The sequence below is a fragment of the Frankia nepalensis genome (assembly GCF_016786325.1).
In the GTDB taxonomy this organism is placed as follows: domain Bacteria; phylum Actinomycetota; class Actinomycetes; order Frankiales; family Frankiaceae; genus Pseudofrankia; species Pseudofrankia nepalensis.
In genome coordinates, this window is record NZ_JADWYU010000159.1 from 16,789 (window position 1) to 28,399 (window position 11,611).

9 protein-coding genes are annotated in these 11,611 nt (G+C 75.5%); 5 read left to right on the forward strand and 4 right to left on the reverse strand.

Annotated features, from left to right (window positions below; genetic code table 11):
• The first annotated feature begins 18 nt into the window (after window positions 1–18).
• Complete coding sequence (locus tag I6A81_RS24935; RefSeq protein WP_203006578.1) at window positions 19–1,140, forward strand: enoyl-CoA hydratase/isomerase family protein; 1,122 nt, start codon at window positions 19–21, stop codon at window positions 1,138–1,140.
• Here I6A81_RS24935 and I6A81_RS24940 read toward each other — a convergent pair.
• The 4 genes from I6A81_RS24940 to I6A81_RS24955 form a co-directional block, all read right to left on the reverse strand.
• Window positions 1,137–1,736 carry an adenine nucleotide alpha hydrolase family protein gene (locus I6A81_RS24940; RefSeq protein ID WP_203006577.1) on the reverse strand — a complete coding sequence of 200 codons (600 nt, stop codon included), beginning with the start codon at window positions 1,734–1,736 and terminating at the stop codon, window positions 1,137–1,139. The genes I6A81_RS24935 and I6A81_RS24940 overlap by 4 nt on opposite strands.
• Before the next feature lie 73 nt (window positions 1,737–1,809).
• Entirely contained in the window at window positions 1,810–2,565 is a 756-nt protein-coding gene (locus tag I6A81_RS24945; RefSeq protein WP_203006576.1) for an enoyl-CoA hydratase-related protein, read from the reverse strand.
• A 166-nt stretch (window positions 2,566–2,731) separates the two neighbouring features.
• Window positions 2,732–3,601 (reverse strand): ABC transporter permease, encoded by an 870-nt coding sequence (locus I6A81_RS24950; protein ID WP_203006575.1) that lies wholly within the window; start codon window positions 3,599–3,601, stop codon window positions 2,732–2,734.
• Window positions 3,601–4,674 (reverse strand): ATP-binding cassette domain-containing protein, encoded by a 1,074-nt coding sequence (locus tag I6A81_RS24955; RefSeq protein WP_203006574.1) that lies wholly within the window; start codon window positions 4,672–4,674, stop codon window positions 3,601–3,603. Before I6A81_RS24955 ends, I6A81_RS24950 begins: the two co-directional genes overlap by 1 nt.
• 123 nt (window positions 4,675–4,797) lie before the next feature.
• Here I6A81_RS24955 and I6A81_RS24960 point away from each other — a divergent pair, with 123 nt between their 5' ends.
• The 4 genes from I6A81_RS24960 to I6A81_RS24975 form a co-directional block, all read left to right on the forward strand.
• Window positions 4,798–5,490 (forward strand): TetR/AcrR family transcriptional regulator, encoded by a 693-nt coding sequence (locus tag I6A81_RS24960; protein WP_203006573.1) that lies wholly within the window; start codon window positions 4,798–4,800, stop codon window positions 5,488–5,490.
• A 185-nt stretch (window positions 5,491–5,675) separates the two neighbouring features.
• Entirely contained in the window at window positions 5,676–7,046 is a 1,371-nt protein-coding gene (locus I6A81_RS24965; RefSeq protein ID WP_203006572.1) for an apiosidase-like domain-containing protein, read from the forward strand.
• A gap of 14 nt (window positions 7,047–7,060) precedes the next feature.
• Complete coding sequence (locus tag I6A81_RS24970) at window positions 7,061–8,416, forward strand: SAF domain-containing protein (protein ID WP_238430635.1); 1,356 nt, start codon at window positions 7,061–7,063, stop codon at window positions 8,414–8,416.
• A 454-nt stretch (window positions 8,417–8,870) separates the two neighbouring features.
• The coding region (locus tag I6A81_RS24975; RefSeq protein ID WP_407661381.1) for a beta-glucosidase family protein at window positions 8,871–11,611 on the forward strand (2,741 nt) is incomplete at its 3' end.

Consider the following 11,611-nt stretch of genomic DNA (forward strand, 5'->3'; position numbering starts at 1 on the left):
TGGGCTTACGGTATTGCGGTGACCGCGGCCCTGGGCGCGCAGGCGCTGCCGGCGGGGACGGCGCTCGACCTGGTGAGGTCGCTGGCGCCGGCCGACCTCGCCGACGTGTTCCGCGCGCCGATCCTTCTCGTCGATCTGGCCGGCGCGCGCCCGGACGAGCTCACGGCGCTCGTGGCTCGCCGCCCGCCGCTCGTGCTCGTCGGCGTCGGCCCCGGAGCTGATGGGCCAGGCGGGCCGGACGGCCTTGGCGGGCCGGACGGCGTTGGCGGGCGAACGGGCGGACGCGGCGGCCCGCCAGTGCCGCCCGCCGCGGACGGGCTCGACGTGCTGCTGCCCGAGGTGCTCGCGCCCGGCGGCGACCCCGACGAGGCCGCGGACGCGCTGGTCCGGGCGGTCGGCCAGCATCCGGAGGCCTCCGTGGCTCTCGCCGGGCTGCTGCGGATGTCCGAGCGGCTCGAGCCGCTGGACGGGCTGGTCGCCGAGTCACTGGCGTACTCGGCGCTGCTGGCCGGCGCCGACTTCGCCCGCTGGCTCGCCGCGCGCCATGCGCGTGCCCACCGGCCCAGCGCCCGGCCGCTGCTCACCCGTCGCGACGGCGACCGGCTCGTGCTGACGTTCAACCGGCCGGAGGCCCGCAACGCCTACGACACCGCCACCCGCGACGCGCTCGTCGCCGCGCTGCGCGCGGCCTCGGCCGACGACACCCTCGCCGAGGTGACGCTCACGGCCGCCGGGCCGGCGTTCGGCGCGGGCGGTGACCTCACCCAGTTCGGTACCGCCCCGGACCTGGCCCAGGCGCACCTCGTCCGGACGGGGGCCAGCGCCGGCGCGGAGATCCTTCGCTGCCCCCACCGCGTCGTCGCGCGCATCCACGGCGCCTGCGTCGGCGCCGGTATCGAGATCCCCGCCTTCGCCGACCGGGTCGTGGCCGCGCCGGACGTCGCCATCCAGCTGCCGGAGCTGCGCCTGGGCCTCGTGCCGGGCGCCGGCGGCACCGTCAGCGTGACGCGGCGGATCGGCCGGCGCCGCGCCGCCTGGATGGTCCTGACCGGGGCCTTCCTCGACGCCGCCACCGCGCTGCGGTGGGGCCTCGTCGACGCGGTCGAGCCGGTCGACGCAGTCGAGCCGGCGGTGGGTTAGGCGGGCGCGGCGTCGGGGTCGGTGTCGGGCTCGGTGTCGTCGGCCGCGCCGACGCCCGCGCGGGTACGGGAGCTGAGGGCGGCGCGGGCGACCTCGAGGCGCAGCTCGTCGAGGGTGTCGGCCTGCCGGCGGGCGCGGTGGACCAGCGCGTCGAGCCGGCCGGCGTCGAGCCGGCGGTCCTGCTCGGCGAGCGCCCGCAGCGTCGTCCAGACCGTCCACTTGCGTTCGACCGCGAGCCGCAGGGTCTCCAGCTCCAGCGCGGGGCGCAGCGGTGACCGGGCGAGCAGCTGGCCGGTCGGGGTCAGCCGGCCGGCCGTGTCGACGAACAGGCCGAGGGCGGCCCGGTAGCGGCTCACCGAGATCCCGAGCCGCTCCATCAGCGCGCGCACCGAAGCCCGGTCCTGTGCCAGCTCGGTCGAGATCCCGGTGAGCACCACGCCGAACGCCGAGTCGTGGTACAGACCCGCCATCCGGCGTGCCAGCCGCAGCGCCGCCGCCGAGTCGACGAGCTGCTGGTTGAGGTAGCTGGTCAGCAACCGGTGCCCGTCGTCGCCGGCGAGCCAGCCGGGCGTGGCCACCTGGACCGATTCCGTCATCTACCCAGCGTCACCCTCCCCGCCGGGGCCCAAACCACGGCCGCGGGGGTGGCCGCCCGGGCGGCTGGCCGCGTCAGGACACCGGGGCCTTCGCGGCGGCGTCCCGGCGCCGCAGCGACCACATCTGAGGGGAGCGCTCGACCTCGACGCCGACCTCCCACGTGACGCCCGGGACGCCGGTCTCCCGGCGGAACGAGGCCACGGTGCGCCGGGACAGCTCGGGATCGGCCCCCGCCCGCGCGGCGAGGTCGAAGGCGGTCGCGTCGACGTCGGCGTCGTCGACGGCGGCCCAGGCCATCCCGAGCTCGACCGCCCGCGTCCCGTCGACCGCGGCGCCGAACAGGCCCATCGCGGCGGCCGCCTCCCGGCCGGCGGTCCGCTCGAGCAGCGGGAAGTGGCCGCCGCCCGGGTGCAGGCCGATCCGGAGGAATCCGGACATCAGCCGGGCGTCGCGCGCGACGACGCGCAGGTCGGGCGCGAGTGCGAGGTTCATGCCCGCGCCGACCGCCGCCCCGCGGATCGCGGCGATCGTCGGGGTGCGGACCTCGCCGACCCGCATGAACGCCTTGTAGATCGTCTCGAGTGCCCTGAAGTGCACATCGTCGGCCGGGTCCGTGCCGGCGGCCGCCAGGATGGACCGCTCGGCGCCCGCGCAGAAGGACGCGCCGCCGCCGATGACGACCGCGCCGACCCGGTCGTCGGCGTCCGCCTCGTCGAGCGCCGCGACGAGCTGCGCCGCCATCTCCAGCGTGAGGGCGTTGCGCCGGGCCGGCGCGTCCAGCGTCACGACGGCCACGCCGTCGGTGACCTCGTAACGGATCTCGCTCATGGTCCGTCCTGTCGTCGGCGCCGAGGCGGCTGGATGGGCGGGCGAACGGGCCGGCGAGGCCCACCGGCCCGTTCCGTCCCAGGGAAGCTACCGGCGCCGATCGCGCGACGCCCTCCGATGTGCCCGAACCCGCTCGGCCTGCCGCACGCCGACCCGGTACGGGTCATTAGTCGGTGGTGCGGCGGCGGTAGAGCCGGACCGCGAGCGGGGCGGCCACGGCCAGGATCGCGACCGACCACAGCAGCGCCGCGGCCACTGGGTGCTGCATGGGCCAGGCATCGGACAGGGCCGACGGGTTCGGGTTGCCCAGCAGGTCCCGGGTGGCCGCGGTGACCGCGCTGACCGGGTTCCACTCGGCGATCGCCCGCACGAAGGCCGGCATGCCCGCGGTCGGCACCATCGCGTTGGAGACGAACGCCACCGGGAAGAGGATCACCAGGCCGATGCCCTGCGCGCTTTCCGGGCCGTCGCTGACCAGGCCGAGGCACGCCGTGGCCCAGCTGAGCGCGTAGGCGAACAGCAACGGGATGGCCAGCGCGGCCACGAACTCGAGCACCGACGCGTGCGGCCGCCAGCCGATGGCGAGCCCCGTGAGCACCACCATCGTCATGCACAGCGCGGCCGCCAGCAGGTCCGACAGGGAGCGGCCCACCAGCACCGCCGCCCGCCAGATCGGCAGCGCCCGGAACCGGTCGATCGCGCCCGTCTTCAGGTCGGTGGTGATTCCGACCGCGGTTCCGATCGCCGCGGTCGTGAGGTTCAGCGTGAGCAGGCCGGCGACCGCGAACTCCTTGTAGGAACCGCCGGCCACGCTCACCCCGCCACCGATCACGTAGACGAACAGCAGGGTGAACAGCACCGGTTGGATGAGCACGTCGGACAGTTGCAGGGGCTCACGGGCGACGTGGACCAGGTTGCGCCGGGTGAGAACGATCACGTCTCGCAGCGCCCGGCTGCCCGGGGCGACGCGGGCCGGCCCGCCGAAGGAGTCCGCGGGGGACACGGGGGCGCCGAGCGGCGGCGCGAGCTGGGACATCACAACGCTCCATGCAGGTGGTCGGAGTGGGCGGCGGGCACGGCGTCGGGCGTGGCGGCGGGCCCGGTGCCGGACGCCTGGGACGGGAGCCGCGGCGGGGCCACGGGCCCGGCGCCGGCGGCCTGCCGGCCCGCCGCCGGGCTGTCGGCGCCGGTGAGCGCGAAGAAGACGTCGTCGAGCGACGGGGGGTGCACCGCGACGTCGTCGACGACGGCGCCGACGGCGTCGAGCGCGCGGATCACCGCGGTCGCCACCCCGGACCCGGCGGGGACCGCCGCGCGCAGCTGGCGCCCGTCGGAGCTGACGTCGACCAGGCCGGCGACCAGCGGCGCGAGCGCGCCGACCGCGCCGTCGTGCGGCCCGGTGAGCGTCACCTCCAGCCGGGTGCCGCCGACCGCCGCCTTGAGCTCGCTCGGGGCGCCGTTCGCGATGATCCGGCCGTGGTCGATCACGACGATCCGGTCGGCCAGCGCGTCCGCCTCCTCGAGGTACTGCGTGGTGAGCAGCAGGGTGGTGCCGCGCTCGACCAGCTCGCGGATGACCTCCCACATGCGGGCCCGGCTGGTCGGGTCGAGACCGGTCGTCGGCTCGTCGAGGAAGAGCACCGGCGGGTTCGCGACCAGGCTCGCGGCCAGGTCGAGCCGGCGGCGCATGCCGCCGGAGTAGCCGCGTACCGGCCGGTCCGCGGCGTGCGCCAGCTCGAACCGGTCGAGCAGCTCCGTCGCCCGGCTGGCGCCGTCGGCGCGGCGCAGGCCGGACAGCTCCGCGATCATCCGCAGGTTCTGCCGGCCGGAGAGGGCCTCGTCGAGGGTCGCGTCCTGGGCGGTGACGCCGATCCGGCGGCGGACCTCGCCGGCCTCGGTGACCACGTCGTGGCCGGCGACCCGCGCCCAGCCGCCGGTCGGCCTGGCGAGCGTGGTGAGGATCCGGACGGCGGTGCTCTTGCCGGCCCCGTTCGGGCCCAGCACGCCGAGGATGGTCCCGGCCGGCACGCTCAGGTCGATGCCGGCGAGCGCCTGCGTCTCGCCGTAGCGCTTGCTGAGGCCCTCGGCCTCGATGATCGTCTGGACCACTCCGGTCCCCCTGTCGGTAGGATCTTACCTGTCGCACGGTAAGTAGATGCAGAAACCTGCCGGCCGTCAAGTTAGTTCGATGTGAACGCGGCCTGTCGGCCGGCCGACAGGTAACATCGAGTAATGGCTAGGCCGCCGGCGCGCCCCGCGGGGGAGAAGAGCACGCGCGAGCAGATCCTGGATGTCGCGCAGGAGCTGTTCGCGACAGTGGGCTATGAGAAGACCTCGCTGCGCGAGATCGCCGAGCGGATGAACTTCTCGAAGGCGGCGCTCTACTACCACTTCGCCAGCAAGGACGATCTCCTGCTGGCGCTGCACCTGCGGCTGCACGAGCTCGGCCGGGACGCGCTGGCGGGGCTCGACCTGGACGCCCTGGCGGGCGCCGCCCCGGACGCGGCCAGCCCCGGCGACTGGCTGCGCCTGTTCGACGAGGTCATCGACCTGTTGCTCGACAACCGGATACTCGTCGTCTTCCACCTGCGCAACCACGACGCGCTGGAGCGGCTGCACGACAACGAGCAGCACCGACGGGCCCACGCGGCGACTCAGGACCTGGAGGACCGGCTCCGCCGGCTGTTGGCCGACCCGCGCGTGCCCATGGCACGCCGCCTGCGGTTGTCCGCCGCCCTGGGCGCGGTCGGGGCGGGACTGCTGATGTCCGCCGAGGCCCTCGCCGACGTGCCCACCGATGAGCTGCGGGCCGAGCTACGCGTCATCGTCCGGAATCTGCTCGGCGCCGACGGCCGGTCGCGGCCAACCGCCCCGAATGCCTCGACCGCCCCGAGTGCCCCGATGCCGGCGCTAGGCCGCGGCTAGCCAGCCAGCCAGAACGTGCCCTTTTACCGTGTGTGAGCCGAGTCGGTCAAGGGACTCGCTCCGTGGGGGCGCGCAGTCACGCCGGTAGAGTGCGGCTGTCCACGATCGTCGTCCATTGTCGCGAATGTTCGCTATGGCCGACCCCGGGCGGCCCGCGGCTGTGTGACAGGAGTTGACTGAGCGTGATGTCGTCGCCAGGAAGGTTGGCCTCGGGCCTCTCCTGCTTCCTGGCGGACACGTGGTGGTTCGCGCTCACCCGCCGCCTGCCCGACGACCGGTTCGCCGAGCTCGCCCGGCTGCGGGCCGGCCAGGGTTTCACCGCCATCCAGCTCGTCGTGGGGATCCCGCCGGAGGTCGGCCCGGGCAACCCCAGCGCCGCCGGCGAGTCCGGCCCGGCCTGGTTCCCGGGCGGCCGGGCCAACCGTGCCTACCTCGACCAGGCGCGCGAGAAGATCGAATACCTGAACTCCCTGGGGCTGACCGCGATCGTCTACGGCTGCTGGGGCCACCAGCTCGCCTGGCTCGGCGTCCCCGGAGCCACGGCCTGGTGGGCGAGCCTGGTCGAGCGGCTCGACGACCTGGACGTGATCTACTGCCTGAGCGGCGAGACGAACCTCTGGATCGGTTCCGAGGACGACCTGCTGCCGGACCGCGCCACCGACGACCTGCGCCGGCTCACCACCGCGGCCCGCACCCGGCTGCCCGGCGCCGTCCGGACGGCGCTGCGGCCGGTCCGCCGCCGCTACCTGCGCAGCCGCCGCCCCGCCGCCGTCCGCGACCGCCGCCGCGGCTGGGACGAGGTGCTGGTCTCGCTGGCCGCGTCCACCGAACGGCCCCTGCTCGCGCACGTCCTGCCGGGCGAGACCAGCGCGGACGCGCTCGACCGCTCCGACCTGCTGGCGGCCGTCACGGTGCAGACCGGGCATCATCCGGAAAGCCGGCCGCGACTGTGGGAATGGCCCGCGACGGTCGCGCGGCGCTTCCCCGGCCGGCCGTTCGTCAACCTGGAACCCTGGTACGAGGGCATCCACGACAGCTTCGGCACCGCCGACCAGCTGTTCGCCTACTGGGTCTCCATGCTCGCCGGCGCGGCGGCCTACTGCTACGGCGCCCACGGGCTGTGGAACGCTGGCGATGGGACGTTCCTCGCCCACTGGGGGAAGCAGAGCCTCGACACGGCCGCCGCGCTGCCGACGCCGGCGCTGCTCGGCGCCAGCCACCGGGCGCTGCGCGCGGACGGCTGGCCGGACCCGCGCGGGGTGACGACCGTCGACACCTCCGGCGGCGCGCTGCGCTCGATCACCCGCTCCCGCGCCGACGGCTCCGGCGCCGTCACCTTCTTCCCCGACGTCGGGCGCCTTCGGAGCGTCCGCGAGCTGTCCGACGTCACGCCGCGCGCCAAGCCGTCACCACCGCGGCCCACCGGCGCGGGGGCGGCGCGGCCAGACGGAACCGGCCACGGCGCGGGTGCCGACGGCCGGCGGTACTTCGCTCCCGACCGGGGCGAGTTCGTCCCCGCACCCACGGGGGAGGGCCCACTGGTTATGCTCACATGACTGCGAGTAGCGACATGACCGCGAGTATCAACACGGGCGCGATCAATATGACCGCCATCGACGTGACGTCGAATGTCGACCTGGCCAAGCGCCCGCTTGGGGGCCGGCGGCGGGTCGGTACGCTCCCGGGGGCCCTGCCACGGCAGGCCCCTCTGGCGACGTCGGGCTCCTCGGGCGACGTCCGGGTCGGCATCGTCGGGACCGGCTACATGGCGCGTGGCCTCGCGCACGTGCTGCGCCGCTCGCCCAGGCTGCGCCTTTCCTGCGTGCTCACCCGGCGCCCGCTCGACGAGGCCGCCGGGCCCTGGGAAGGCCGGGTCACTCACTCCCTGGACCGGCTGATCGCGCACTCCGACGTGGTCGTGATCACGACCGGCGACGCGGTCCACGGGACCTCGGTCGCGGCCAGCGTCCTGGAGTCCCGGCTGCCCGTCATCACGATGGACGCCGAGCTGCAGGTGACGGCCGGCTCCTACCTGGCGGGCCTGGGCGTCCTCGTCGAGGCGCAGGGTGACCAGCCAGGCACCATCGCGCTGCTGGCCCACGAGGCCAGGCAGATGGGTCTCACGCCGCTGGTGTACGGCAACATCAAGGGCTTCCTGAACCACAACCCGACGCCTGACGAGATGGACTACTGGGCGCGACGCCAGGGCATCTCGCTCACCCAGGTCACCTCGTTCACCGACGGCACCAAGCTGCAGATCGAGCAGGCCCTGGTCGCCAACGGTCTGGGCGCCACGATCGCCCGCCGGGGCCTGCTCGGCCCGCGTACTGACACGGTGCCGACCGGCGCCCTCGCGCTGGCCGAGGCCGCGGCGGGCCGCGGCGCCCCGATCAGCGACTACGTGCTGCCCGAGCGCGGCAGCCCCGGGGTGTTCGTCGTCGCCACCTACGACGAGGAGTTCGAGGAGTTCCTGCGTTACTACAAGGTCCGCCTCGGTGACTCGCCGTATGTCCTGCTGGAACGTCCGTTCCATCTGTGCAACCTGGAGATCCCGCTCACCATCGACCGGCTGCTGCGCGGCGACCTGGTCACCCTCAACAACGGCCCGCGCCCACGGGTCAGCGTCGCGGCCGTCGCGAAGCGCCCGCTGGCGGCCGGCGAGCGGATCAGGACCGCGGTCGGGGGGTTCCAGGTACGGGGCGAGGCGGTCGCGATCGTCGACGAGCCGGACCACGTCCCGATCGCCCTGCTGGCGGGCTCGACCGTGCAGCGTCCCGTCGCCGCCGGCGAGACGCTGCGCTTCGCGGATACCCACGTGCCCGACAGTCTTGCCCTGCGGGCGTGGCGCGCCACCCTCGCGAGGGCCGTGCCGTCGACCGGCCGCGCCGCGATGCCCGCGCCTGGTCGCCCGAACGGCCGGGCCTAGCGTGCCCGCGGACATCGGCTCGTCGTCCCCCGGATCGGCGTCTGCTATTCGGCTGTACATGTAGTAGCGAGGCCAGACCTTACCCTTCCGTAAAGGGAGCATGGAAGGGTGGCGCCGGGTCCGTGTCGCCGCCCTCGGGCACGGTCGCCGAGCACGGTCGCCGGGCACCGCCGTCGGCGGTCCCCACCGGCCCGCCGCGGCCCGGCGCCGCATGATGTTGACGGCGGCACGGGCCGGGTTGGAACGTGCTCCGTGGTACCTCGGCCCGCCACGGTGGTGGCCGGACGGTCCGCTGGGAGCGTGCGCGGTGGACATCGACCAGGCAGTGGACGTGGACCAGGCGGTGGACGTGGACCAGGCGGTGGACCTGGGGCGCGGGCTGGACCTGGGGCCGGCGGGTCCGGACGCGGCGGACGCGGCCGTGAGGAACGCCGACGCGCGGGAACCGGCCGATCTGGCCGGCGTGACCGCGGACGAGATCGAGCGGCGAGTGGCCGAGGCGCTTGCCGGGCTGGACCTGGCCGACCGGATCCGTCTGCTGACCGGCGCCTCGTTCTGGCGGACCCGGCCGGCCCCCGGCATCGGGCTGCGTTCGGTGGTGCTCTCCGACGGACCGGCGGGCGTGCGCGGCGAGCGGGCCGACGAACGCGAGCCGTCGGCCTGCCTGCCCTGCCCGTCGGCGCTCGCCGCGACCTGGGACGAGGCGCTGCTGCGCCGCGTGGGCGGGCTGCTCGCCGCGCAGGCACGCGCGAAGGGCGTCGACGTCGTGCTCGGCCCGACCGTCAACCTGCACCGCAGCCCGCTGGGCGGCCGGCACTTCGAGTGCCTGTCCGAGGACCCGCTGCTGACCGCCCGGATGGCCGGCGCGCTGGTGGCGGGCCTGCAGGCGGGCGGCGTCGCGGCGACGGTGAAGCACTACGTCGCGAACGAGTCCGAGACCGACCGGTTCACCGTCGACGCCCGGGTGGACGAGCGCGCGCTGCGCGAGGTCTACCTGGCGCCGTTCGAAGCGCTGGTGACCGAGCACCGGGCCTGGGCCGTGATGGCCGCGTACAACAGCGTGGGCGGCGTGACCATGACCGAAAACCCGCTGCTGCGCGACCCGCTCCAGGACGAGTGGGGGTTCGACGGGCTGGTGGTCTCGGACTGGATCGCCACTCGTTCGACGGTCCCGTCCGCGCTGGCCGGGTTGGACCTGGTGATGCCCGGCCCGCTCGGCCCCTGGGGCCCCGCCCTGGTCGCCGCCGTCCGGGCGGGGCAGGTTCCGGCCGAGGTCGTCGAGGACAAGGCTCGCCGCCTGTTGCGCCTCGCGGCGAGGGTCGGCGCCCTCAAGGGGCCGTCGGCGTCGGCCCCGCCGGCCGGCGCGGTTCCCGCCGCGCGGGCCGGCGACGCACCTGTGCCCGCCGGGCCGGCCGGCGGCGCCGACGCGGGCAGCGACCCCGCGGGCCCGTACGCGCGCCGCCTGCTGCGCGCGGCGGCCGCGGCCGGGATGGTGCTGCTGCGCAACGAGGACGGGCTGCTCCCGCTCGCCGGCCTGGACGCGTCCCGCGCCGACGCCACCGACAACAACGACGCGACCGACAACATCGGTGCCACCGACGCGGCCGGCGCCACCGGCCGGCCGAGGCGGATCGCGGTGATCGGCCCGAACGCCACGCTGCCCCGCGCGCAGGGCGGTGGGAGCGCGACCGTCTGCCCGCCGCACCTCGTCGGCCCGGCCGACGGGCTGCGCGCCGCGCTCGGCGGCGATGTCGAGGTGGTCACCGCCACCGGGGTGCGCGGCCAGCCCTGGCCCGCGCCCCTGTCGATGGCCGACGCGCGCGACCCACGGACCGGCGAGCCCGGCCTGCGGGTCAGCTACCTCGACGAGCAGGGCCGGCAGTTGCGCGCCGAGCACCGCCTGTCCGCCAGCCTGCTCTACTTCGGCGACCCGGCGCTCGCCGGCGCCGCGCGGATCGAGGTCTCGGCGCTGCTGACCGCGCGGGTCACCGGTCACCACCCGGTCGGCTTCGCCGGTACTGGCGGGTTCGCGCTGTCGGCCCGCGTCGGCGGGGCCGGCGAGGCCCAGACCGCCCTGTTCGACGGCGTGCTCACCCCCGCCGACGGCGACGTCGTCGCCGGCTTCCTGCGCCCGCCGGTCTGGACCGGCGGCCTCGACCTGACCGCTGGCCAGGAGGTGCTGCTGACGTTGCGCCACGACCTGCCGGCGGGGATGCCGTTCGCCGCGTTCGCGCTGCTCGGCGAGGACCCGTGGCTGACGGCTGACGAGGAGCTCGCCGCCGCGGTCGAGCTGGCCGGCTCGGCCGACGTGGCCGTGGTCGTCGTCGGCACGTCCGAGCGGGCGGAGAGCGAGGGTGTCGACCGCGCCGGCCTCGCCCTGCCGGAGGGACAGGACGACCTGGTCCGCCGGGTCGCCGCGGCCAACCCGCGCACGGTCGTGGTGGTCAACGCGGGTGCCCCGGTGCTGCTCCCCTGGCGCGAGGAGGTGCCCGCCGTGCTGCTTTCCTGGTTTCCCGGTCAGGAGTTCGGCGCCGCGCTGGCCGACGTGCTGCTCGGCGGGGCGGAGCCGGGCGGGCGGCTGCCGACCACCTGGCCGGCGCGCGAGGAGGACTGCCCGGTCTGGTCGGTCACCCCGGTCGACGGAGGCCTCGACTACGCCGAGGGCATCCACGTCGGCTACCGAGGCTGGGCCGGCCGTGCCCGCGGGGCCGAGGGGTCCGCCGCCTCCCGGGCCGCGGCTGCCGGGCCCGTGGCCGTTCCGGCCTACCCGTTCGGTCACGGCCTTGGCTACACGACCTGGTCGTACCTGGCGCTCGACGTCCCGGAGACCGTCGTCGCCGGCGAGCCCGCGCTGATTCGGGTCACCGTGCGCAACACCGGCGGGCGCCCAGGACGCGCCGTGGTCCAGGCCTACCTGAGCCGTTCGCGCTCGGCCGTCGACCGCCCCGCCCTGTGGCTGGCCGGCTTCGGCGCGGCCGACGCGGCCCCCGGGGAGGTGGTCACCGTCACGGTCCGGCTCGCGCCGCGTGCCTTCGGGCACTGGCGGCCCGCCGCCGGCGGCCGGCGGGGCGGCTGGGAGACCGAGCCGGGCGCGTTCGAGCTCCGCGTCGGGCCGGCCCTGTCGCGTATACACATCTCCGAGCCCCCGAGTCAGGCAGCCATGGCGGGTGGGGGCGGGGTCGGGTCAAAAAAAGC

Bases quoted from the DNA above. Each gene is read 5' to 3' on its own strand.
- I6A81_RS24950 (WP_203006575.1), bottom strand. From the start codon at position 3,601: ATGTCCCAGCTCGCGCCGCCGCTCGGCGCCCCCGTGTCCCCCGCGGAC.
- I6A81_RS24940 (WP_203006577.1), bottom strand. From the start codon at position 1,736: ATGACGGAATCGGTCCAGGTGGCCACGCCCGGCTGGCTCGCCGGCGAC.
- I6A81_RS24965 (WP_203006572.1), top strand. From the start codon at position 5,676: ATGTCGTCGCCAGGAAGGTTGGCCTCGGGCCTCTCCTGCTTCCTGGCG.
- I6A81_RS24960 (WP_203006573.1), top strand. From the start codon at position 4,798: ATGGCTAGGCCGCCGGCGCGCCCCGCGGGGGAGAAGAGCACGCGCGAG.
- I6A81_RS24945 (WP_203006576.1), bottom strand. From the start codon at position 2,565: ATGAGCGAGATCCGTTACGAGGTCACCGACGGCGTGGCCGTCGTGACG.
- I6A81_RS24970 (WP_238430635.1), top strand. From the start codon at position 7,061: ATGACCGCGAGTATCAACACGGGCGCGATCAATATGACCGCCATCGAC.